The sequence below is a fragment of the Kitasatospora sp. NPDC004289 genome (assembly GCF_053602875.1).
On the sequence record NZ_JBSGEL010000006.1, the window covers coordinates 23,268 to 45,313 of the forward strand.

Consider the following 22,046-nt stretch of genomic DNA (forward strand, 5'->3'; position numbering starts at 1 on the left):
AGGCCCCTCATCGACGGATGGGGGGCCTTCCGGCATTCGGCGCCTCGATCGCGGGTCTTGGTCTACGTTGTACGCGTAGCGCGCACCACCGGAGGAAGGTCCCATGACGGTCAAGAGCGATCTCTGGGAGGCACTGGCCGCCGAACACCGATCGGCCCTCGGCCAACTCGGGACCCGGATCCAGTACGCCGCCGGAGAGACGATCCTGCGCGAGCACGAACCGTCCTCGCACGTACTGCTGCTCGACGAGGGCACCGCCAAGGTGGTCGTGACGGCCGACAACGGCCAGGAGGTGATCCTCGCCCTCCGCGAGGGGCCGGACATCGTGGGCGAGATGGCGGCACTGGACGGCACCCCGCGGTCCGCCTCCGTGGTGGCGAAGACCAGGATCACCGCCACGGTCGTCACGGCAGAGCACCTGAACGACTTCCTGCAACGCAACCCGGAGGTCCTGCTCACCCTGGTCCGGACCCTCGCCTCCCGGCTTCGCGACTCCGACCAGGCCCGCCTGGAGATGGCGTCCCGGACCGTCCTCCAGCGGATCGCGGGCCAGCTCCTCGCGCTCCACGACCAGTACACCGAGCCGGACCGGACCCAGGAGGAAGGTCCGCGTCAACTCCCGGTCACCCAGAACGAGTTGGCGTCGATGGTCGGAGCATCACGGGAGGCCGTGGCCAAGGCACTGCTCCTCCTGCGCAAGCACGGCCTCGTCACCACCGGCCGGGGGAGGATCACGGTCGTGGACCTGCCCGCCCTCCGGGTCATCACCGAAGAACTCTGATAGAGAGTGTAAATTTACACTTTCGCTTCCAGTAGAAGTACGCGCCGTGGTACTGTCGGCGTATGCACACGCTCGTGCGCGGCACCTTCTTCGGCGTCGACGTCGTGGGTTCGACCGCCCCCGTCAGGACCGACGACTCGCTCCTGACGGTCCGACGGGTCCTCTACGACGCCCTCGAACACGCGCTCCGGCGAGCCGGATTCCAGCCCGGCGCGTGCGATCTGCTCGACCGGGGCGACGGCATCATGTGCGTCCTGGCCGCCGAGCTCGAGCCCGGCCTCGTGGTCGACGTCGTCGCACCCGCTCTCGCCGTCGCGCTACGAGGACACAACCGCTCGGCCGGCCCGGCCGAGGAGATCCGGCTCAGGGCCGTCCTCCACACCGGCGTGACGGCCGTGGACAGCCGGGGCTACATCGGCAAGGACATCAGCCTGGCCTTCGGACTCCTCGACGCCCCCGAGCTCAGGCGCGCCATGGCCGAGGGCTCCGCCGACCTGGTGCTGGCCGTGACCGATGAGGCATGGGCACGCCTCAGCACTCGTCAACCCCCTGCCCTGCGGGACGAGTTCGTCCATGCCGTACTGAGCTACCGGGACCGGTCGACACCGGTCAGGATCGTCGCTCTTCCCACCCGCTCGCACGCGGTGGACCAGCTCCCCCGCTCGGCACACCGTGACACCCGGCCACCGCTCCCTCGCACCACTCGACCCGCCTTGAGAGACGAGGACACCACGTCATGAACGACGCGCCGAACCAGTTCGACGCCTGGACCGAACACGCCCGGCAGCCCGAGGGGGAGCCCGGGTGGCCGATGGCCTCCGTCCGGGTACCGCACCCCCGCGCCGCGCTCAAGGTCGCCGGACACCTCCGGAGCATCGCGCCCGTGGGCCTCGCCGCGTACATCCCGTTCGGCCACGTCAGCGGCGAGACCCTGTGGGCCCTGGTCGTCGTGATCGCCCTCCTGGTCGCCTCGGACGTCGCCGTCGCCCGGCGGCAGCCGGGTGCGTCCGGCTGACCGTCCGGGCGACACCGCTCACCCGCGCGCGCCGACTCCGGCACGGAACGCTTCCGGTCGTGGCGGCCGAGCGACAGGGCTGCTCGGCCACCACGACCGTGCGGGGATCAGCTGCGGCGCCACAGTGCGCTGAGGACCCGCCACCAGCTGCGGCGCCGGCGGCGGCGCGGGGCGGCCGGGTCCGGCCGACTGGGCCGCTGCTCCGTGACGGTACCGGTCGTCGGGCCGGCCGGGGCGGGCTGGGGCTCGGCGGCGGCCTTGGGGCGGCCGGGGGTGAAGCGGACGGGGAGGCCGGTCAGGTGGCGGGCGAGCCAGGCGCCGCTCCAGTTGAGCTCCTCCTCCGGGACGGCCAGCCGCAGGTCGGGGAGCCGGGTGAGCAGCACGTCGATGCCGGTCTCGGCGATCGCCCGGCCGACGTCCTGCCCGGGGCACTCGTGCGGGCCGCCGCTGAACGCCAGGTGCGAGCGGTTCCCGTACAGCGGGGTGTTGAGGTCGGGACGGACCTCCGGGTCGACGTTGCCGGCCGCCAGGCCGAGCAGCAGCATGTCGCCCGCCCGGATCTGCTGACCGCCCAGGTCGGTGTCGATGGTGGCCCAGCGCCCCGGGATCATCGACAGCGGCGGGCTGTCCCAGAGCACCTGGTCCAGCGCGTCCGGAAGGGTCATGTGCCCGCCGGAGAGGTTGGCCCGGAAGCGGGAGTCGGTGAGGACCATCCGCAGGGTGTCGGCGATCAGGTTGACGGTGGTCTCGTTGGCGGCGAGCAGCACCAGGCGCAGGTGCTCGACGATCTCGTCCTCGGTCAGCGCGGCCTCGTGCTGGATCAGCCAGCTGGCCAGGTCGTTGCCGGGCTCGAGGCGCTTGCGGTCCACCAGCTGGCGCAGGGTGGCCGTCACGTAGTCGTTGCTGGCGATCGCGCTCTCGGTGCCGAGCATCATGTCCCGGGCGGCGGTGACCAGTTGGGGTCCGTACTCCTCGGGCATGCCGATCAGCTGGGTCATCACCAGCATCGGCAGGTGCTCGGCGAACCGGGTCACCAGGTCGACGGCGCCCGCGCCGGTGAAACCGTCGACCAGCTGGTCGGCGAAGCGGGTCACGTGGCGGCGGATGCCGCGGCGGTCGAAGCGGTCCAGGCCGTCGGTGACGGCGCCGCGCAGGCGGCGGTGCTCGGCGCCGTCGGCGAAGAGGCAGAGCGGCTGCCAGGCCAGCACCGGCATCAGCGGCGAGTCCATCGCCACCTCGTTGCGCTGGAAGGCCGACCAGCGGCGGGAGTCCCGGGAGAAGCGGGACGGGTTGCGCATCGCGGTGAGGTTGGCCGAGTGGCCGAGCACCATCCAGGCGGGCAGGTCGCCGTGCAGCAGCACCGGCGCCACCGCGCCGTGCTCGGCGCGCAGCTTCTCGTACAGGCCGTTCGGGTCGGCCTCGGCCTCCGGGCCGTACAGGCGGCGGATCCCGCCGGGGCCGTACCCGCCGGTGGCCATCCCGTGGGCGGGGCAGCCGGGCGGCGGGGTGGGCGAACCGTCGAGCGGGGTCTCGAACGGGCCGTCGGTGGTGGTCACTGGGTCTCCGGGGTGAGTCCCCCGGGGTGGGCTCCCGGGGGTGGGCAGACAGGACGGTGACGCGTCGCCTGGGTGACGACGCGTCAGACGAACGGGTGCGGGTTCAGGAGGTGAGCGAGTACAGGTAGCGCATCAGGGCGAGCAGCACGTCGCGGCTGGACTCCCGGCTGCGCGCGTCGCAGAGCACGATCGGGACCTCGTCCGGAAGGTCGAGCGCGCCGCGCAGCTCCTCGACGGGGTAGCCCGGTGCCTCGGGGAAGCCGTTGACCGCGACCACGAAGGGGACGCCGCGCTCCTCCAGCCGCCCGATCACGTCGAAGCTGACCTCCAGCCGGCGGGTGTCCACCAGCACGACCGCGCCCAGCGCGCCCTCGAACAGGCCGTTCCAGAGGAACCAGAAGCGCTGCTGGCCGGGGGTGCCGAACAGGTAGAGCACCAACTCGTCGCTGATGCTGATCCGGCCGAAGTCCATCGCCACCGTGGTGGAGGTCTTGCGCTCGATGCCCTCGGTGTCGTCGACGCCGGCGCCCGCCTGGGTCATCGTCTCCTCGGTGGTCAGCGGACGGATCTCGCTGACCGAGCCGACCAGCGTGGTCTTGCCCACCCCGAAGCCGCCGACGATCACCACCTTGACGGCGGTGGCCACCGTGTCCGGCAGCACGTCCACGGCGGCGGGGCCGTGGAAGCCGTCGGAGCCGTAGGCGTCAGAGCCTCTGAAGTCCATTCATCACCGCTTCGATCAGGGCACGGTCGGGGAGTTCGGCCTTGGGGACGGGCGCCCGCGCCTCGACCCGGCCCTCGGCCAGCAGGTCGGCCAGCAGGACGGTGACCACGCTCATCGGCAGGGCCAGGTGGGCGGAGACCTCCGCCACCGAGAGGGGCGACCCGCACAGCCGCAGGATCGCCGCCTGCTCGGGCTGCATCGCGGGCTGCGGACGGGACTTGGCGACGATCAGCGTGACCAGGTCGAGCACGGTCCGTTCGTCCGCCCCGCTACGGCCGCGGGTGATCACGTACAGGCGCTCCGGATGGCCCTCGTCCCACTCCGTCCCGCGCTCGGTCATGCGACCTGCTCGCCACGGACGGGTGTGCTGAGGTGCTCGCCGATCCTGGCGACCAGGTCACGCATCCGCTGGCCCATCAGCCCGGCGTCCACGCCCTCGTCGGCCAGCACCGCGAGGTAGGCCCGGGCGCCGGCCGCCATCAGGTAGAAGAAGCCGCCGGAGATCTCGATCACCACCAGGCGCATCCGGCCGTCCCCGTGCGGGAACTCGGTGCCGATCGCGGTGGCCAGGCTCTGCAGGCCGGCGCAGGCCGCGGCCAGCCGGTCCGCCGTGTCGGTGTCGGCACCGTACTGGGCCATCCGCAGCCCGTCCGAGGAGAGCACCACGACGTTCCGGGTCTGCGGAACGCCCTCGGCCAGTTCCTTGAGCATCCAGTCCATGTTGGCCCGCTGCTGAATCACTGCTCACCCTTACTGCCCGTGGTACTGCCTGTGGTACCTGACGACTGGTCACTGGTCCGCTCCGGCTGGCCGTTCACGCCTTCGCTGAAGGCCGCCAGCCACATCCCCGGCTGCACCGGATCGGCGGCGGACACGGGAGCGGTGGGGTACTGCGCGGTGGAGCGGTGCGCCACCGGAACGGCCGCGGGCGCCGGGGCCGAGGCCGGGGCAGGACGGGCGTGGCGGCGGCGCTGCGGCAGGCCGTTGGCGGCCCGCTCGGTCACCACCACGGGGGCGTCCTCGGCCCAGCCGTGCTCGGGGCTGGCCTGCGGTCCGGACAGCGCCGGGCGGGGGCCGGCGACCGCCACCCGGGCCGGTGCCGCCTGGGCGGACCGGGCCGCCGGACGGGCGGCGGGGCGGGGGCCGGAGACGGCGCCGATGCCGTGCGCCCAGTCCGAGCTGGCCGGGGTCGCGGTCAGCAGCTCCTGGGGGACGATCAGCACCGCGCGCACGCCGCCGTACGCGGACGGCCGGAGCGAGACCTGGAAGCCGTAGGCCTGCGCGAGGCGTCCGACCACGGCCAGGCCGAGGCGCGGGGTCTCACCGAGGTCCTTGAGGTCGATGCCCTCCTGCGCGTCGCGGAGCATCCGCTCGGCCCGGGCCCGGCCCTCCTCGCTGAGGCTGAGGCCGCCGTCCTCGATCTCGATCGCGATGCCGGTCTGCACCTCGACCGCGGTCAGGTGCACGTTGGTCTGCGGCGGCGAGTAGCGGGTCGCGTTGTCCAGCAGCTCGGCCAGCGCGTGGATCAGCGGCTCGACCGCCGGGCCGACCACCGCCACCTCGGAGACCGGGTGCAGCTCCACCCGCTGGTAGTCCAGGATCCGCGAGACCGCACCGCGCAGCACGCTGTAGAGCGGGACGCCCTTGTTCCACTGACGGCCGGGGCGGGCCCCGCCGAGCACCGCGATGGAGTCGGCCAGGCGGCCGACCAGCGCGTTGCCGTGGTCGAGCCGGAGCAGGTCGTCGAAGACGGCCGGGTCGTTGCCGTGCCGGTCCTCCATCTCCCGCAGGTCCTGCGCCTGCCGGTGCACGATCGCCTGCACCCGCCGGGCGATGTTCACGAACGCCCGCTGCGCGGACTCGCGCAGACCCTCCTCCGCGTCCACCGCCTCCAGCACGGTGCGCAGCACCGCGTGGCGGGCCTGCTGGAAGCCGGCCGAGCCGGTGCCGGAGCCCGACTCGCGCAGCACGTCCTCGAGGAACTCTCCGCTCTGCAGCCGGGCCACCGCCTTGGGCAGCGCCTCGGCCAGCCGGGCGGTCTGCTCCTCCTGATCGGCCAACTGCTGCCTGAGCTCCGCCTCCTGACGCTCAGCCCGCTCCTGGAAGGCGGTCAGTGCCCGCCCCCGGCGAGCCGACTCGGCGGCCACCACCGCGACTATCAGGGTGGCCACTCCCCCGCACCAGCCGACGGCCCAACGCGCGGCGGACTCCATCAGCACGGTGGCCGCGGCAGCGGCTGCGGCGGTCAGCGCGGTGGGCAGGAGCCATCCCAGCCCGGCCGCGGGGCGCCGATCCCCGGATGACGATCCAGCACCAAGCATCAGCGTCCTCAACTGTCGGAAGGTGTACGGAACATCGGACCGCGTACCGGCCTTGGAAGGGGCCCTCTCCGGCCCTTCCACCCGTTTCTGACATGGGCGGGGCGGGCCGGATCGAAGGAAGCATAGCCGGTTTTGCCGATCTCCCTGACGGAGTCTCAATACACCATCGACCTACCAGACTTGGGGCTTTCTCGCGGCTTTTTGGGCACAGATCACACCCGAGGAGAGCGCGCCGACGCTCGCGCGCCCCTAGGAGCGCGCGCCGCACCCGCCCGTCGCCCACGGCCTTCCGGTGCCGCGCCCGTGCCGCATCCATGCCCCGCCCGTGCCCCGCCCGTGCCGCATCCGTGCCGCATCCGCGGCCCTTCCGTGCCGGCGCCCGCGGACCGTACGGACCCTACGTACCAAGGGCATTGCCGCCGGTCGCCCCGCCGAGGGCGCCGCCGTACTCACCCAGGTCGTCGCACCTGCGGGGCGTCCAACACCGCCGCCGCCACCGTCTCCGGGCGGTCCCACATCAGCAGGTGCCCGGCGGGCACGGCCTCCCGGTACTCCGCTCCCAGCAGGTCCGCCAACTCCCGCTGCCGGGCCAGCCAGCGCCCGCCCGGACGGGCCGCAGCCGCCAGCACGAGGGCGGGCGCCCGCAGCGCGGTGGTGCGCCGGAGCGCGTCCAACTCGGCGGCCACGTCCAGGTAGCGGGTGTTCTCGGCCAGTACCGAACGGAGCATCCGACCCGTCCGGTAGCAGCGCCGCACCAGCTCCGGCGGCGCCGGGTCGCGGTGCCCCAGCGTGGTGGCGGCGGCCACCGCCCGGCGGGCCGACGGACCCAGCAGGTACGGCAGCCCCGCGGCGGCCAGCACCGCGCCGACCGTACGGGCCGTCAGGTCCCGGACGGCCCGGGCGGGCGCGGGCCGCGCCCCCGGCTCGGTCGAGCCGTCCAGCAGCACCAGGGCCGCGGTCCGCTCCGGGTGCAGCCGGGCGAAGGCCTCGACATGGAAGGCGGCGATCGAGTGCCCCACCACGGTGACCGGAGCCTCCGCATCCGGGCCGTCCACCACCTTCTCCCGGACCAGACCGTCGAGCAGGGCGGCGATCCGGTCCGCCTCGCCGCACGCGGTGGGCGGCTCCGGCGAGGGCTGACTGAGCCCGTGCCCGGGGCGGTCGAAGCGGACCACCGTCCGGTGCGGTTCGAGCAGCGGCACCACCGCGTCCCAGTCGAACCAGCAACAGCCGAGCCCTCCGCTCAGCACCGCCAACGGCCCGCGCCCGGAGACCCGGACGTGCACCGCCCGGCCGTCCACCCGGACGAACCGCGCCTCCCCCTCGTGCTGCTCTCGCTCCCGCTCCCTCTCCCGCCCCTGACCGGTCACGGCTACCGCCCCTCCACCTTCTTCTCCTCGACCTTCTCCGCCGTCTCCACGTTCTCCACCGACTCCACTCTCTCCGGCGTCTCCGTTTCCTTCTCCACGCCCTGGTCGACCCGGCCGGGCGAGCGGCCGACGCTCACCGCGAGCACCGCCAGCCAGACCGCGATCAGCAGGATCTGCGAACGCTGGCCCGCCCCCAGGGTCCAGGTGCCGCGGCCGGCCTCGAAGGCCGCGATCGCGGTCAGGCTCCAGGTGGTGGCGAGCAGCTCGGCCACCACCAGCCACGGCCCGTACCGGGCCAGCGGCCGCCACCAGCCGTACCGGCGGGCCGCCACGGTCAGCAGCACCACCGCACCGATGGCCCCGACCATCGCCAGGCTGCTGCTGATCGCGTGCGCGGTGTGGGTGGCCGGCACCAGACCGGCGGTCTCGCGGGCCGCGCACTCGGGGTCGGCGGTCGGGGTGCAGCTCAGCGGGAGCCGCGAGTCCACCGCCGTGGCCAGGCCGAACAGGGCCAGCGCCGCCCAACCGGCCACCGACCAGGGCCGCCGCTCCAGGCACCGCAGCGCCGTCCCGGCCCCGGCCAGCACGGCGAGCCCGGCGACCAGGTCGGTGGCGCGGAAGAGGCCGCCCAGCGGCTGGTCCTCGGCGGCGAGCTCGCTGACGTAGGTCTGCACGGGGTCGAGTCCGGTGCTCAGGACCACCTCCAGCACCCAGGCGGTGTAGGCGAGGGCGCTGAACAGGAGGAGGCCTCGGACCACACGGACGGCGCGGTCGGAGCGGGCGGCTGCGCTGCTGGACATCTGGTCAGCCTAGGGCCGGGCCCCGGCGAAACCGATTCGGTGGTTCCGGGTCGACCGTGTAATGTTCTCTTCGTCAGCAGGCGCCGCTAGCTCAGTTGGTTAGAGCAGCTGACTCTTAATCAGCGGGTCCGGGGTTCGAGTCCCTGGCGGCGCACAGACAGCCGGAAGGCCCTTCATCTTCGGATGGAGGGCCTTCCGGCGTTTCCGGGTTCACCCCTCCGTGCAACCAAGTGGCCTATATCACCTGATCATTGAGCAACCAAGACAGATAAGCCTGTTCTCATCAAAATCAGGACAAAGGTCCCTAACGGGAGCCCCGTACCCCGGGGCAGGCTGGCACGGTTCTCCGTCCGCCCAGGAAAGGCCCTTCCGTTGCCCCGCCCCGCCCCGAACGGCCGTCCGCGCCCGCAGCAGACCGGCAAGCGACGGCCCCGCCGGACCGGGTGGCGCCGGCTCGTCCCCACCTGGCGCTTCACGCTCTTCACCACCCTCGGCCTCGGCGTGCTCGGCGTCGGCCTGTTCGCGCTCGGCCTGGCCCTGGTCCAGGTGCCCGACGCGCACGCCCAGGCGACCCGTCAGAGCAACACCTGGCTCTACTCGGACGGCTCCCTGCTGACCCGGACCGGCGAGACCAACCGGCAGAGCGTCCCGCTGGACAGGATCTCCGAGGCCGCCCGCAACGCGGCGATGGCCGCCGAGGACCGGAGCTTCTACCACGAGGGCGCGGTCAACCCGAAGGGCATGCTCCGGGCCGCGGTGAACACCGTGACCGGCGGCTCCACCCAGGGCGGCTCGACCATCACCCAGCAGTACGTCAAGAACGCCTACCTGAACCAGAAGCAGACCGTCTCGCGGAAGGTGAAGGAGCTCTTCATAGCGGTCAAGGTGGACGCCACCGAGACCAAGGACGACGTGCTCGCCGCCTACCTGAACACCTCGTACTACGGCCGGGGCGCCTACGGCATCCAGGCCGCCGCCCAGGCGTACTTCGGCGTCGACGCCTCCGAGCTGAACGCCGCCCAGGGCGCCTACCTGGCCGCCCTGCTGAACGCCCCGAGCGCCTACGACGTGGCCACCGCCACCGAGAACGGCAAGAAGCGGGCCACCGACCGGTGGAACTACGTGCTGGACGCGATGGTCCAGGAGAAGTGGCTCTCCGCCGAGGACCGGGCCGCGACCGCCTTCCCCGAGGTCCAGGCCCCCAAGAGCGCCCCCGGCCTCTCCGGCCAGGCCGGCTACCTGGTGAACGCCGCCACCGAGTACCTCACCTCCCACAACGTGGTCACCGACGCCCAGTTGGCCCAAGGCGGCTACACGATCAAACTGAGCATCGACCCGAAGAAGCAGCAGGCGCTCCAGGACTCCGTCCAGCAGCAGCTGACCGACAGGCTCAAGCCGGACTCCCGCAAGGTCGACGCCGCAGCCCAGGCCGGGGCCGTCTCGGTCGACCCGAAGACCGGTGCCGTGGTCGCCCTGTACGGCGGCACCGACGCCACCAAGCACTGGGTGGACAACGCCACCCGGCAGGACTACCAGGCGGGTTCGACCTTCAAGGCCATCGCGCTCGCCGCCGCGCTGGAGAACCGCGCGTCCACCCAGTCCGGACGGACCATCACCCCCGGCACGGTCTACGACGGCACCAGCCGGCGCCCCGTGGTCGGCGGCAAGGGCGCCCCGTACGCGGCGCCGAACGAGGGCGACCGCAGCTACGGCCAGATCACCCTCCAGCAGGCCACCGACTGGTCGGTCAACTCCGCCTTCACCCAACTCGCCCAGGACACCGGCCTGGAGAAGGTCCGCGAGACGGCCGTGGCACTCGGCCTCCCGGCCGACACCCCCGACCTCGCCGCCGTCCCGTCGATCCCGCTCGGCACCTCGACCCCCAGCGTGATGGACATGGCCGGGGTCTACGCCGCCCTGGACAACGGCGGTCGGCAGATCTCCCCCTGGCTGGTGCAGTCCCTCGACCACGGGGGCGAGGGGATCGGCCTGCCTGAGCACAAGACCAACCAGGCCGTCAGCGAGCGGACCGCCCAGCAGGTCACCGCGATGCTCCGGGGCGTGGTGAGCGACCCGGGCGGCACCGGGTACCGGGCCAAGGAGCTCGGCCGACCGGCTGCGGGCAAGACCGGGACCACCGACGACCACCGTTCGATCTGGTTCGCCGGGTACACCCCCGAACTGGTCACCGTGGTCGGCATGTTCGGACAGGACCCGACCACCGGCAAGCAGGTCTCGCTGAGCGGCACCGGTGGCGTGGCCGGCGCGGCGGGCGGCGGTTTCCCGGCGCAGATCTGGACCTCCTACATGAAGTCGGCGCTGGCCGGTCAGCCCGTCTCCTCCTTCTCCGACTCCGCCGTGGACGACTCCTCCTCCTACGGCTCGGGCGCCGGGACGGCGTCCCCGACCCCGTCGGCCACCCCGGACGGCACCGGCTCGACGCCGTCCGACACCCGGTCGACTCCGTCCACCCCGTCCAGCCCGTCCTCCTCGGCCACCTCCCGGCGGCCCGACCCGACGCCGACCCAGGACCCCACCTCCTCCCCGACACCCACCCCGAAGCCCACACCCACCCCCACGCCGAAGCCGACGCCCACCCCGACGCCGAAGCCGACGCCCACCCCCAAGCCCACGCCGAGCGGCGGGGCGGTGGAGGAGGCCGGTGCGGGCACCCGCTCCGAGGTCGGCCAGGGGTAACGCCGCCCCGGGGCTCCTCCCCCGTCCTGAGCAGGGGTTCCACTCGGGAGACGGTCCTGCCGGTCACGGCCACCGGCAGGACCGTCCGGCATGGACAGCCCTTACCGAAGTGGTGCCCGACTGACAGAATGCGTCGGTGCACAGCTCATCGCCCCAGCCCTCCATCCCCCAGGCTCCCCTCCGCCGGCCCCGGCGCGCTTCGGCCCAGTCTCTCGGGCTCTCCCTCGCCCTCGTCTCCGCCGTCGCCTTCGGCGGCTCCGGCACGGCGGCCAAGCCGCTGATCGAGGCCGGGCTCTCACCGCTGCACGTGGTCTGGCTCCGGGTCACCGGCGCCGCCGTCGTGCTGCTCCCGCTCGCGTACCGGCACCGCGACGCCTTCCGCCGCCGCCCGAAGCTGCTGATCGGCTTCGGGCTGCTCGCGGTGGCCGGCGTGCAGGCCTGCTACTTCGCCTCGATATCCCGGATACCCGTCGGCGTGGCGCTGCTGATCGAGTACCTGGGGCCGCTGCTACTGCTCGGCTACGTGAAGTTCGTCCAGCGCAAGCCGGTCTCCCGCGCCGCGACCATCGGCGCCGGGGTCGCCGTGACCGGCCTGGCCTGCGTGGTCGAGTTCTGGCACGGCCTGGCCTTCGACACCCTCGGCGTGCTCTTCGGGCTCGGCGCGGCCTGCTGCCAGGTGGGCTACTTCGTCCTGGCCGACGCCGCCAAGCAGGGCAAGGAGCAGGTGGACCCGATGGCGGTGAGCGCGTTCGGCCTGCTGGTCGGCGCCGTCGCGCTGACCGTCTTCACCCGGCCCTGGACGGCGGACTGGAGCCTGCTCGGCGGAGACGTCACCATGAACGGCCACGTGCTGCCGGCCCTCCTCCCGGCCGCCTGGATGGTGCTGGTGGCCACCGTGCTCGCGTACCTCACCGGCGTGGTCTCCGTGCAGTACCTCTCCCCGCCGGTGGCAGGGGTGGTGGCCAACCTGGAGGCGGTGGTGGCCACCGTCACCGCCTGGTTCCTGCTGGGCGAGACGCTCGGCCCGGCACAGCTGGCCGGCGGCCTGCTGGTGCTGGCCGGCGCCTTCGCGGCACAGACCAGCCGCCCCGCCGAAGCGGCCGCGCCGGAGCCCGCCCCGGTGGAACGGCGCCGTAGGCTGACGTCGCGGTGACCCGGCCTGACGGCCCGTGACAGGAGACTCGGATGACCGGAACGGCGGATGGCAGGGCGGCGGCCGACGGGGCGGCTCCGGTCGGGCCGACTGAGCTCGCGGCAGCTGAGGTCGGGGCAGACCTCGACGGGGCGGTGGCCCGGGTCATGGCGGAGCTGGCCGACCTCGAGGATCCGAAGGCGCGTCAGGTCAACGAGCGCCACGGTGACGACCACGGCGTGAACCTGGGCAAGCTGCGTGCCGTCGCCAAGCGGCTGAAGACGCAGCAGGAACTCGCCGTCCGGCTGTGGGCCACGGGCGACGGCGCCGCCCGGCTGCTGGCACTCCTGATCTGCCGTCCGAAGGCCTTCGGACGGGAGGAGCTGGACCTGATGCTGCGTGAGGCACGGACGCCGAAGGTCCAGGACTGGCTGATCGGCAACGTGGTGAAGAAGAGCCCGTACGCCGAGGAGCTGCGGGTGTCCTGGTCGGCCGACCCGGACCCGGTCGTCGCCTCCGCCGGCTGGGAGCTGACCGCCGACCGGGTCGCGCGGAGTCCAGAGGGCCTCGACCTGGCCGGTCTGCTCGACGTGATCGAGGCCCGGATGAAGGACGCGCCGGACCGCCTGCAGTGGGCGATGAACCACTGCCTGGCCCGGATCGGGATCGAGCATCCCGAGCACCGCGAGCGCGCGGTCGGGATCGGCGAGCGCCTGGAGGTGCTCAAGGACTACCCGACCTCCCCCGGCTGCACCTCTCCGTTCGCCCCGGTCTGGATCGCCGAGATGGTGCGGCGGCAGTCCGACCAGGGCTGACGCGCCGTCGGCCCGCCGCGCACCCACCGGGCGCACCTGCCCGCACCTGCCGGCCCCCGCTGGCACCTGCCGGCAGGTGCTCCTGCCCGTTTTTGGCGGCCGTTACCTGCCCGCCCAGCCGAACCAGTCCACGTGGCCGAGCGGCCAGACCACGGCCGTGGCCGGACCGACCACGTTGCCGACCGGCACCGCGCCGCCGTCCGGGCCTCCCTGGTGGTAGCGGGAGTCCGCGGAGTCGCTGCGGTGGTCGCCCTCGACCCAGACGTAGCCCTTCGGGACCGTGATCGGACCGAAGTTCATCCCGGCGCAGGAATCGTCCCCGGGATAGAGGTACGGCTCGGAGACCCGCTTGCCGTTGACGGTGAGGGTGGTGCCGTTGCAGGCGACGGTCTCGCCGCCGGTCGCGATCACCCGCTTGACCAGGTAGTTGTCGTCCTTCGGCGGCAGCAGACCGACGAAGCTCAGCACAGCGCCTACCGCGCCGGAGAAGGTGCCACCGCTCGCCACCGGCTTGGGCAGCCAGCCGCCCGGGTCCTTGAAGACCACCGGCTCGCCCGCCTTCGGCTCCCAGCCCAGGAGCGGGGCCAGCTTGTTGACCGCCACCCGGTCACCCACCCGCAGGGTGTTCTCCATCGAACCGGAAGGGATCGAGAACACCTGGAACAGGCAGGTCTTGATGCCCAGGGCGATGACCAGCCCGAGCACGATCATCGCCGGGAACTCCGCCCACCACGGCAGCCGCCGTCGGCCGCGGAACCGGCCTGGCCGGTCGGACTTCTCCGACTGCTCGGGGTCGCCCGGTGGGATGGAGTCGGTCACCGGGCCGGGCGCCATTGCCGGGCCGGGTTGAGGAATCGTCACTGATCAGGCCGCCTGCGGAGGGAGAGCGAAAGTGATGCGGGCAGGCGACGGGTGCTGACTGCTGGCCATCGTCGGTCTGCCTTTCCGGAGGGTCCGGGGAGAACAGCACGCTAACGCCGCACCTGAACTGTCGCGAAATCAGACATTTAGCCGCCGTTGACGGCAAATCCTCCCAGGACTCCCCTACGGAGACGGGCCGAGGCCGGACACGGTTCCGTACCGGCGGCCGGGCCGACCGCCCGTCCTGGGCAACTCCCGGACGGCGTCCGGGCCGGTCAGCGGGCCTGCGGCTCCCCGGCGATGGCCTCGTGGTGGCGGATCACCTCGGCGATGATGAAGTTCAGGAACTTCTCGGCGAAGACCGGGTCGAGGTGGGCGCTCTCGGCGAGTTCGCGCAGCCGGGTGATCTGGGCCCGCTCCCGGGCCGGGTCGGCGGGGGGCAGCCGGTGCTCGGCCTTCAGCTTGCCGACCCGCTGGGTGGCCTTGAAGCGCTCGGCCAGCATGTGGACAACTGCGGCGTCGATGTTGTCGATGCTCTCGCGCAGGGCGACCAGTTCGGCGCGGACCGCCTCGGAGACCTCACCGTTGCCGTCCGCCGCCGCGCCGGTGGCGGCCGTGGAACCGGCGGCAGCCGCGGAACCTGCGGGAACTGCGGCGGAGTTCAGGGGAAGGTCCGTCATCGGGGTTGCTCTCCGGGGTCGGCTGGCTGGGCCTTGCAATCTAACAGGGAGAGCGCCGCCGGGGCCCGGCCGTTCGACCGGACGTCCGGCATCCGGACACACCCGGGCCGGGTCCACCGCTTTGCCGGACCGGCGCCCGGGCGCGCCGTAGGCTGGGCGCGCACCGACCGGAACTGACGGACCACCAGTCCCACAGCACATGGAGGACCTGACATGGCAACCACCCGCACCGCGCGCACCGCCTGGGAAGGCAACCTGGTCGACGGCAAGGGCGAGACCACCTTCGCCTCCTCCGGCATCGGCACCTACCCCGTCTCCTGGCCGTCCCGCGCGGAGGAGGCGAACGGCAAGACCAGCCCCGAGGAGCTCATCGCCGCCGCCCACTCCGCCTGCTTCTCGATGGCCCTCTCGCACGGCCTGACCGGCGCGGGCACCCCGCCCACCAAGCTCGACACCCAGGCGGACGTGACCTTCCAGCCGGGCACCGGCATCACCGGCATCCACCTGACCGTGGTCGGCGAGGTGCCCGGGCTCGACGAGGCGGGCTTCGTGAAGGCCGCCGAGGACGCCAAGGCCAACTGCCCGGTGAGCCAGGCCCTGACCGGTACCACCATCACCCTGACCGCGCGCCTCGCCTGACCGCGAGCCTTGTCTGAGCGCGAGCGTCGTCTGAGCGCAGGATCGCCTGGCACGACGGGGTCGCCTCAGCGTGGGATCCGTGCTGCCCCGTGACGGGTCCCGCCCTGAGCCCGGTCCCGTTCGGGGCTTCCAGCCGTCCGACCTCCGCCTGTCGCTTCGCGCACCGACCACCTGCCGGGTCGTCAACTGGTAGCGCGCTACGGGCGCACGCGCCCCCGGAGTGCACCTCACGGTGTGTTCCGGGGGCGCCGTCGTCCACCAGCGCTCTCGTCCCGAAACCCCGGCGAATCACCCTCGCGGCGGTCGTCATCGCAACTTCGCGCGTCCTATGATCACGGCAGTGCCGCGCTCCCGGCCCGATGCTCTCCACCCAGCGTCGACCGAGGCGCCGGCCGTGCGATCAGCGTCAGCAGCGGACGGGAGCATGCCGTGCCGGGTCGGAACGAGGGGGCCGACCGCCGTTGTCCGGTCTGCTCCACGCCCCTGAGCCGTGAGGGCCGGCACCCCGGCGCACTGCTCGACGCCCTCCAGGCCAGCGAGTCCCGTTTCAGGGCCGCCTTCGCCGACGCCGGGATCGGGATGGCCCTTGTCGGCCCGGACGACCTGATCATCGAGGCCAACCCGGCCTTCGCCGCCATGATCGGGTACGAGGCGCCCGAGCTGGTGGACACGCACATCCACCAGATCATCGACCCCGAGGACACCCCGCGCCGTCTCTACCTGGAGCTGGTCCGGGGCGAGCGCGACCGGCTCCGGGTGGAGAAGCAGCTCAAGCACCGCGACGGCCGGGTGGTCTGGAGCAACGTCACCATCTCGCTGATCCGCAACGGCTCCGGCGAACCGCTGTACACCCTGGCCATGGTCGAGGACGTCACCGAGCAGCGGCTCCTCGGCGACCAGCTCGCCTACCAAGCCCTGCACGACCCACTGACCAGGCTGCCGAACCGGTCCCTGTTCTTCGAGCGGCTGAACGCGGCCTTCGACTCGGCGGCAGCCGCCGTCGCACCCGCTGCCGTGACCGGGGCAGTGCCCGTGACCGGGGCAGTGCCCGTGACCGGCGCCGTGCCCGTGACCAGCGCCGTGTCAGTGACGAGCGCCGTGTCCGGGGCCGGGGTCGGCGCTGCGGGAGCGGCCGTGGCGGCGGAGGTCGCTGGAGCGGTCGTGACGGCAGGGCCTGCGGGAGCTGTCGGCGGCGGGCCGGGGCGGCGGGTCGGCCTCTGCTACGTCGACCTGGACGGCTTCGCCGCGATCAACGAGACGCTCGGCCACCACATCGGGGACGAACTCCTGGTTGCGGTGGCCGCCCGGCTGGAACGCGGCTTCGCCCGGGGCGAGGGGCGGCTGGTGGCCCGGCTCGGCGGCGACGAGTTCGCCGTCCTGGTCTGCGACAGCGCAGGGAGCGAGCAGCTCACCGCACTCGCAGCGGACCTGATCAAGACGCTGGAGGAGCCGTTCGACGTGGCGGGCCAGCAGTTGGCGGTGACCGCGAGCGTCGGCGTGGTGGAGCGTCAGGTCCGCGAGACCACCCCGACCGACCTGCTCAAGGACGCCGACGCGACGCTGTACTGGTCGAAGTCGGACGGCCGGGCCCGCTGGACGCTCTACGACCCGGCCCGGGGCGCCTACCAACTGAGCCGGCAGCGGCTGGCCACCGCGCTGCGGCCGGCGCTGGAGCGGGGCGAGTTCGCCGTCGAGTACCAGCCGCTGGTCGGACTGGCCGACGGGACGGTGCACGGCGCCGAGGCCTTGGTCCGCTGGCGCCACCCGCGGTACGGCACCATCTCCCCGGACCGCTTCATCCCGCTGGCCGAGGAGTCCGGCGCGATCGTGCCGCTCGGGAAGTGGGTGCTGGAGGAGTCGTGCCGCCAGGCCAAGCGCTGGCTCACCGAGTTCCCCGACACCGAGACCTTCGTCAGCGTCAACCTGGCGGCCCGTCAGATCTGGGACTCGGACGTGGTGGCCGACGTCGCCAAGGCGCTGGAGACCACCGGCCTGCCGGCCCGCCTGCTCCAGCTGGAGATCACCGAGAGCGCGGTGCTGGGCCCCGGCGGCCGCCCGGTCCAGGCCCTCCAGGCACTCGCCGACATGGGCGTGCGGATCGCGATCGACGACTTCGGCACCGGCTACTCCAACCTCGCCTACCTCTCCCGGCTGCCGGTGCACGTCCTCAAGCTGGACGGCAGCTTCATCGCGGGCTTCCGCGAGCCGGGCCCGGGCGGCCGCCCGGACAACCGCTCCCGCCGCACCGACGCGGACGAGCAGATCGTCGGGGCGATGGTGCAGCTGGCCCACGCCCTCGGCCTCACCGTGACCGCCGAGGGGATCGAGAACGCCTCCCAGGCCGAGCGCCTCCGCATCACCGGGTGCGACACCGCCCAGGGCTGGTACTTCGCCCGCCCCGGCGAGGCCGAGCGGGTCGCCGCCATACTGCGCGAGGACCGTGCCCGCACCGCCTGACGCCGAGCCCGCCCGTGCCCGCCCCTGCCCGCCCGGTCCACCCGGACCACCGGGTGGAACTCGACGAACCCCCTTGCCCGCGGTCCATCCGACCTGAGCATCCGTCAGCCGGCCAACGGTCGGCCGTCAGCCTTCAGCCGGTGAGCCCGTACGCCTCGGCGATGAGCCGGTAGGAGCTGAGCCGGTTCTCGTGGCCGTGGATGTGGGAGGTCACCATCAGCTCGTCGGCACCGGTCCGCTTGCGCAGTTGTTCCAGGCCGTCGGCGACCTCGCCCGGCCCGCCGACCACCAGGTTGGCGAGCCAGCCGTCCAGGAAGTCCTCCTCGGCCGCGGAGTAGGGGTACGCCTCGGCCTCCTCCGGGGAGGGGATCAGACCGGGGGTTCCCTTGCGGAGCCGGAGCATGGCCAGCCCGGAGGAGCGGGCCAGCCGCAGGGCCTGGCCGGGCTCCTCCGCCGCCACCGCGTTGACCCCGATCAGCGCGTAGGGCTCGTCGAGCACCGACGACGGACGGAAGGAGCTGCGGTAGAGGTCGAGCGCGGGCACCGTGTTGGCCGCACTGAAGTGGTGGGCGAAGGCGAACGGGAGGCCGAGGCGGCCGGCCAGTTGGGCACTGAATCCGGAGGAGCCGAGCAGCCAGACGGGCGGGCGGGCGTCGCCACGCGGGACGGCGGTGAGCCTGGCGTAGGGGTGGCCGATGGGGAAGTCACCGTCCAGGAAGTGCGTCAACTCGGAGAGCTGGTGCGGGAAGTCGTCCGGGCCCTCCTCGGTACCGCGCCGCAGCGCCCTGGCGGTGGCCATGTCGGTGCCCGGGGCCCGACCGAGGCCGAGGTCGATCCGGCCCGGGTGGAGCGCCTCCAGCATGCCGAACTGCTCGGCGACGGAGAGCGGGGCGTGGTTCGGCAGCATCACCCCTCCGGAGCCGAGGCGGAGGGTGGTGGTGTGCGCCCCGAGGTGGGCGAGCAGGACGGCGGGGGTGGAGCTGGCGACTCCGGGCATTCCGTGGTGCTCGGCCACCCAGAAGCGGTGGTAGCCCAGCCGCTCCGCCTGTTGGGCCAGCGCGGTGGTGGTGGCGAGGGCCTGGCCCGGGGAGTATCCGCTGCCGATGGTGGCCAGGTCGAGGACGGAGAGCGGGGCCGGGGCGCTGCCCCGCGCGATCCCGCGAACGGGATCGGCGGCGGTGTCGGCAACGGGCCCGGTGGCCGTTGCGTTGTCCGACGGGTCGGTCCGCTGCTCGTCCTCGAAGGTCATGCCGGTCTCCTCGTGCTGACGTCCTGGTGCTCCTGGCACCGCCGTGGTTCGGGCTCAGACAACCGGCCTCGAGCTCAGTCTGTTCCCTCTCGCGGATCGATGTGACGGACCGGGCGGAACGTGCCTGGTGAGCCCACGGACTGCGGCGGGCGAGCTGACACAGTCCAGCTGCTCCGTGCGCCGACGAACCGGTGCGGGAAAGGCCTTCCGCGATCGCCCGCGAGCCGATGATCCGGCGGGGACCGTTCCGCCTTGGCGGTTTGCCGCCACCGCCGGAAGTCGCCAGGCGCAGGACTCGCGCCGCGCCGGGCGAATGCGGCAGGCTACCGATCAGTGACGGAGGGGAATCACCCACCGCACCCCACCTGCAAGGTCGGCGGACTGGACCAGTCCCGCTGGACCCCCGCGAGCCCCTGGAGCGGCACCCCGCCTCAGGGGCTTGCGCCATTCCGGGCGCGCCCCACCCACTGGCACAACGTCAGGTCGGCCGCAGCCCCGTCCGGGCCGGGAGGCACCTCGCGGCGACTCCGGGGGCGACCCTGTGGCACGTGACACAAGGGGGTGCTTCAGGACATGAAACGTCTACCCGCTAGCGTTGACTCCGTAGCCACCTGGACGCCCCTCCAGGCGACTGGACAGGGAGCTTCGCCTTGGATGCCGCAGCGGTAGTAGGACCGGTATGGATCTGCGCACTCGCGCTCTTCGCCGTACTCGGTGACGCCTTCCTCCCCTTCATCCCCAGCGGCACGCTGGTGATCCTCGCGGTGCTCAACACCTCGGAGATGGACGGTGCCCCGCTGTTGCTGGCGGCCGGCGTGGCCATCGCCTCCTTCCTCGGCGACCTGGTGCTGCTCAATCTGGCCCGTCGCGGATCGCCCGCCGTGCAGCGCCGTCTCGACCACCGGCCCGAACTGGCCGCCAGCGTCGCGCGGCTGCAGCAGTACCTGACCGGTCAGACCGGCCGGACCGCGGCGCTCCTGGTGATCGTCGCCCGCTTCGTCCCCGCCGGGCGGACCATCCTCGACCTGGCGGTGGGTCACTCCGCCGACTCCAGCCGCCGGTTCCTGCGCCTCTCCGCACTGGCGGCCCTGGTCTGGGCCAGCTACATCGTCAGCCTGGGCTGGCTGAACAGCCACTGGTTCAACACCGACTGGCTGAGCCTGGCGGTCTCCTGCTTCGCGGCCACCGCGATAAGCACCACCGTCGCCCGCCTCGTCCGCCGCCGCCGGCGCGAGCTCGCACTCACCTGACCCGGCCGCGCAGCCACCGCCGGACGCGTCAACGCACCGGGCCCGTCCGCACCGACCCTTTTGGCGCGGCGCCGATCTGACGCTCTGTCCCAAGACTGCAACAAAGCTCCCGCCCCGGAGCCCGACGCCCCTTGTACTGCGTGATGAGCAGCACAAGGGGCGTTGCAGTACCCACCCCACCTCGTGACATGCTGGCGCAGATATATCCATCAATATCCGATTTTTCCTGTCGGACGGTCGGATGCACTACGGCTGGGGAGACCATGGGCAGCATCTCGCGCAGGACCGTGCTCAGTGCCACCGCCGCAACCGCCGCGCTCGGCGCGGTGGCAGCTTGCGGCAGCAGCGGCGGGAGCAGCTCGGGCGGCACCAGTGGGAGCGGCAGCGCGAGCCCGAACGGCGGCTCCTCGAGCGGCACTTCGGCCAAGCCCACCGTCAAGGGCACCCCGATCGGGGACGGTTCCAACGTGGACACGGGCGCCCAGCCCAACCAGCCGAAGCCGGAGAAGCTCAAGCCCGGTGAGCAGCCTCCGCAGTTCGTGGTCTTCTCCTGGGACGGCGCGGGCGGCACCGAGGACGGCCAGTTCCCGCGCTTCCTGAAGCTGGCCGAGCAGTACAAGGCCACCATGACCTTCTTCCTCTCCGGGATCTACGCCCTCCCGAAGGAGAAGGCGAACCTCTACCACCCGCCGAAGCACTCCGTCGGTGCCTCCGACATCCCCTTCCTCTCCGACGGTGCGGTGAAGAGCACCCTCAAGCTCATCAGCCAGGCGTGGACGGCCGGCCACGAGATCGGCACCCACTTCAACGGGCACTTCTGCTCCACCCGCTCAGACGGCAACGGTGTCAACAAGTGGACCCCCGAGGACTGGCAGAGCGAGATCGACCAGGCGATCTCCTTCGTGACCCAGTGGCGCACCAACACCGGCTTCACGGACGTCGATCCGCTCCCGTTCGACTACCGGAAGGAGCTGATCGGGGCCCGGACACCGTGCTTGGAGGGGCAGAAGGCGCTGCTGCCCACCGCGGTCAAGATGGGCTGGAAGTACGACGCCAGTTCACCGGGCGGGCTGCAGATCTGGCCGCAGAAGGTGCAGGACGGCAAGATCTGGGACTTCCCGCTGCAGTCCGTCCCCTTCCCCGGGCACGGGTTCCAGGTGCTCTCGATGGACTACAACATCCTCGCCAACCAGTCCGGCGGCAGCACCAAGGGCGACCCGTCGAAGTACGGCGAGTGGCGGACCCAGGCCAGGGACGCCTACCTGGCCGGGTTCGACCGGGCCTACAACGGCAACCGGGCGCCGCTCTTCATCGGGAACCACTTCGAGCAGTGGAACGGCGGCATCTACATGGACGCCGTGGAGGAGACCCTGAAGACGATCGCGGGCAAGCCCGACGTCCGGCTGGTGTCGTTCCGTCAGTTGGTCGACTGGCTGGAGGTGCAGGACCAGTCCACGCTGCGGAAGCTGCGCACCCTGGGCGTCGGCAAGGCGCCCGACGGCGGCTGGGGGGCCTTCCTCGGGACCCCTTCGTCCTGACCGGCTCGTAGCGGACCCTCGCCCTGACCGGCGATCCTGACCGGCCGGGCAGGCCGCTTGTCCTCCCCTGCTGGTCCTGCCCGGCTGGTCCTGAGCGACGTGTGCTCTGACCGGTGCGGTACCGACGTCGTCCGCGACGGCGCCGGTGCCGCATCGACGCA

General features: G+C 72.5%; 20 protein-coding genes and 1 tRNA gene. 11 read left to right on the forward strand and 10 right to left on the reverse strand.

Annotated elements, in window-relative coordinates; all coding sequences use genetic code 11:
• Positions 1–103 precede the first annotated feature (103 nt).
• From ACWEPF_RS05480 to ACWEPF_RS05490, 3 genes are all read left to right on the forward strand, one after another.
• Complete coding sequence (locus ACWEPF_RS05480) at positions 104–781, forward strand: Crp/Fnr family transcriptional regulator (RefSeq protein WP_452171538.1); 678 nt, start codon at positions 104–106, stop codon at positions 779–781.
• 62 nt (positions 782–843) lie between these two features.
• On the forward strand, positions 844–1,521 hold the full coding sequence (locus ACWEPF_RS05485) for a hypothetical protein (protein WP_452171539.1): 678 nt from the start codon (positions 844–846) through the stop codon (positions 1,519–1,521).
• Positions 1,518–1,796 carry a hypothetical protein gene (locus tag ACWEPF_RS05490; protein WP_345285707.1) on the forward strand — a complete coding sequence of 93 codons (279 nt, stop codon included), beginning with the start codon at positions 1,518–1,520 and terminating at the stop codon, positions 1,794–1,796. Before ACWEPF_RS05485 ends, ACWEPF_RS05490 begins: the two co-directional genes overlap by 4 nt.
• Positions 1,797–1,903: 107 nt before the next feature.
• Here the strand turns inward: ACWEPF_RS05490 and ACWEPF_RS05495 are convergent, their stop codons facing one another.
• From ACWEPF_RS05495 to ACWEPF_RS05525, 7 genes are all read right to left on the reverse strand, one after another.
• Positions 1,904–3,274 carry a cytochrome P450 gene (locus ACWEPF_RS05495; RefSeq protein WP_452171622.1) on the reverse strand — a complete coding sequence of 457 codons (1,371 nt, stop codon included), beginning with the start codon at positions 3,272–3,274 and terminating at the stop codon, positions 1,904–1,906.
• A 181-nt stretch (positions 3,275–3,455) separates the two neighbouring features.
• On the reverse strand, positions 3,456–4,076 hold the full coding sequence (locus ACWEPF_RS05500) for a GTP-binding protein (RefSeq protein WP_345285705.1): 621 nt from the start codon (positions 4,074–4,076) through the stop codon (positions 3,456–3,458).
• Positions 4,057–4,416, reverse strand: coding sequence for a DUF742 domain-containing protein (locus ACWEPF_RS05505; protein WP_345285703.1), 360 nt, complete (start codon positions 4,414–4,416; stop codon positions 4,057–4,059). Before ACWEPF_RS05505 ends, ACWEPF_RS05500 begins: the two co-directional genes overlap by 20 nt.
• On the reverse strand, positions 4,413–4,796 hold the full coding sequence (locus ACWEPF_RS05510; RefSeq protein WP_380149641.1) for a roadblock/LC7 domain-containing protein: 384 nt from the start codon (positions 4,794–4,796) through the stop codon (positions 4,413–4,415). Before ACWEPF_RS05510 ends, ACWEPF_RS05505 begins: the two co-directional genes overlap by 4 nt.
• Before the next feature lie 17 nt (positions 4,797–4,813).
• Positions 4,814–6,397 (reverse strand): ATP-binding protein, encoded by a 1,584-nt coding sequence (locus tag ACWEPF_RS05515; protein ID WP_452171540.1) that lies wholly within the window; start codon positions 6,395–6,397, stop codon positions 4,814–4,816.
• 449 nt (positions 6,398–6,846) lie between these two features.
• Positions 6,847–7,767 (reverse strand): alpha/beta fold hydrolase, encoded by a 921-nt coding sequence (locus tag ACWEPF_RS05520; RefSeq protein ID WP_452171541.1) that lies wholly within the window; start codon positions 7,765–7,767, stop codon positions 6,847–6,849.
• A gap of 2 nt (positions 7,768–7,769) precedes the next feature.
• Complete coding sequence (locus tag ACWEPF_RS05525) at positions 7,770–8,567, reverse strand: DUF998 domain-containing protein (RefSeq protein WP_452171542.1); 798 nt, start codon at positions 8,565–8,567, stop codon at positions 7,770–7,772.
• Positions 8,568–8,647: 80 nt separating this feature from the next.
• Here ACWEPF_RS05525 and ACWEPF_RS05530 point away from each other — a divergent pair.
• From ACWEPF_RS05530 to ACWEPF_RS05545, 4 genes are all read left to right on the forward strand, one after another.
• Positions 8,648–8,721: transfer RNA gene (locus ACWEPF_RS05530), tRNA-Lys, on the forward strand.
• Positions 8,722–8,939: 218 nt separating this feature from the next.
• The gene (locus tag ACWEPF_RS05535; protein ID WP_452171543.1) at positions 8,940–11,264 is read left to right on the forward strand and encodes a transglycosylase domain-containing protein; all 2,325 of its coding nucleotides are present in this window, start codon (positions 8,940–8,942) and stop codon (positions 11,262–11,264) included.
• A gap of 163 nt (positions 11,265–11,427) precedes the next feature.
• Entirely contained in the window at positions 11,428–12,417 is a 990-nt protein-coding gene (locus ACWEPF_RS05540; protein ID WP_452171623.1) for an EamA family transporter, read from the forward strand.
• Positions 12,418–12,563: 146 nt separating this feature from the next.
• Positions 12,564–13,211, forward strand: coding sequence for a DNA alkylation repair protein (locus ACWEPF_RS05545; RefSeq protein ID WP_452171624.1), 648 nt, complete (start codon positions 12,564–12,566; stop codon positions 13,209–13,211).
• Positions 13,212–13,313: 102 nt separating this feature from the next.
• Here ACWEPF_RS05545 and lepB read toward each other — a convergent pair whose 3' ends face one another.
• Positions 13,314–14,030, reverse strand: a complete 717-nt coding sequence (gene lepB, locus ACWEPF_RS05550) for a signal peptidase I (RefSeq protein ID WP_452171544.1) — start codon at positions 14,028–14,030, stop codon at positions 13,314–13,316.
• Between the two features lie 317 nt (positions 14,031–14,347).
• Positions 14,348–14,752, reverse strand: coding sequence for a chorismate mutase (locus ACWEPF_RS05555; RefSeq protein WP_345287829.1), 405 nt, complete (start codon positions 14,750–14,752; stop codon positions 14,348–14,350).
• 213 nt (positions 14,753–14,965) lie between these two features.
• Between ACWEPF_RS05555 and ACWEPF_RS05560 the strand changes: the two genes are divergently transcribed.
• Positions 14,966–15,391, forward strand: coding sequence for an OsmC family protein (locus ACWEPF_RS05560; RefSeq protein WP_452171545.1), 426 nt, complete (start codon positions 14,966–14,968; stop codon positions 15,389–15,391).
• 429 nt (positions 15,392–15,820) lie between these two features.
• Positions 15,821–17,848 carry a putative bifunctional diguanylate cyclase/phosphodiesterase gene (locus tag ACWEPF_RS05565; RefSeq protein ID WP_452171546.1) on the forward strand — a complete coding sequence of 676 codons (2,028 nt, stop codon included), beginning with the start codon at positions 15,821–15,823 and terminating at the stop codon, positions 17,846–17,848.
• Between the two features lie 133 nt (positions 17,849–17,981).
• On the opposite strand, the gene ACWEPF_RS05570 is transcribed toward ACWEPF_RS05565, so the two are convergent.
• Positions 17,982–19,097 (reverse strand): LLM class flavin-dependent oxidoreductase, encoded by a 1,116-nt coding sequence (locus ACWEPF_RS05570; protein WP_452171547.1) that lies wholly within the window; start codon positions 19,095–19,097, stop codon positions 17,982–17,984.
• A 650-nt stretch (positions 19,098–19,747) separates the two neighbouring features.
• Here ACWEPF_RS05570 and ACWEPF_RS05575 point away from each other — a divergent pair.
• Complete coding sequence (locus ACWEPF_RS05575; protein ID WP_345287822.1) at positions 19,748–20,347, forward strand: DedA family protein; 600 nt, start codon at positions 19,748–19,750, stop codon at positions 20,345–20,347.
• A gap of 263 nt (positions 20,348–20,610) precedes the next feature.
• A complete protein-coding gene (locus ACWEPF_RS05580; RefSeq protein ID WP_452171548.1) occupies positions 20,611–21,885 on the forward strand; it encodes a hypothetical protein in 1,275 nt (424 codons plus the stop codon).
• Positions 21,886–22,046: the final 161 nt, after the last annotated feature.

Excerpts from the sequence above, each read along its gene's own strand:
- ACWEPF_RS05480 (WP_452171538.1), top strand. The coding sequence starts at position 104 with ATGACGGTCAAGAGCGATCTCTGGGAGGCACTGGCCGCCGAACACCGA.
- ACWEPF_RS05485 (WP_452171539.1), top strand. The coding sequence starts at position 844 with ATGCACACGCTCGTGCGCGGCACCTTCTTCGGCGTCGACGTCGTGGGT.
- ACWEPF_RS05490 (WP_345285707.1), top strand. The coding sequence starts at position 1,518 with ATGAACGACGCGCCGAACCAGTTCGACGCCTGGACCGAACACGCCCGG.
- ACWEPF_RS05495 (WP_452171622.1), bottom strand. The coding sequence starts at position 3,274 with ATGGCCACCGGCGGGTACGGCCCCGGCGGGATCCGCCGCCTGTACGGC.
- ACWEPF_RS05500 (WP_345285705.1), bottom strand. The coding sequence starts at position 4,076 with ATGGACTTCAGAGGCTCTGACGCCTACGGCTCCGACGGCTTCCACGGC.
- ACWEPF_RS05505 (WP_345285703.1), bottom strand. The coding sequence starts at position 4,416 with ATGACCGAGCGCGGGACGGAGTGGGACGAGGGCCATCCGGAGCGCCTG.
- ACWEPF_RS05510 (WP_380149641.1), bottom strand. The coding sequence starts at position 4,796 with ATGGACTGGATGCTCAAGGAACTGGCCGAGGGCGTTCCGCAGACCCGG.
- ACWEPF_RS05515 (WP_452171540.1), bottom strand. The coding sequence starts at position 6,397 with ATGCTTGGTGCTGGATCGTCATCCGGGGATCGGCGCCCCGCGGCCGGG.
- ACWEPF_RS05525 (WP_452171542.1), bottom strand. The coding sequence starts at position 8,567 with ATGTCCAGCAGCGCAGCCGCCCGCTCCGACCGCGCCGTCCGTGTGGTC.
- ACWEPF_RS05545 (WP_452171624.1), top strand. The coding sequence starts at position 12,564 with ATGGCGGAGCTGGCCGACCTCGAGGATCCGAAGGCGCGTCAGGTCAAC.
- ACWEPF_RS05555 (WP_345287829.1), bottom strand. The coding sequence starts at position 14,752 with ATGACGGACCTTCCCCTGAACTCCGCCGCAGTTCCCGCAGGTTCCGCG.
- ACWEPF_RS05560 (WP_452171545.1), top strand. The coding sequence starts at position 14,966 with ATGGCAACCACCCGCACCGCGCGCACCGCCTGGGAAGGCAACCTGGTC.
- ACWEPF_RS05570 (WP_452171547.1), bottom strand. The coding sequence starts at position 19,097 with ATGACCTTCGAGGACGAGCAGCGGACCGACCCGTCGGACAACGCAACG.
- ACWEPF_RS05580 (WP_452171548.1), top strand. The coding sequence starts at position 20,611 with ATGGGCAGCATCTCGCGCAGGACCGTGCTCAGTGCCACCGCCGCAACC.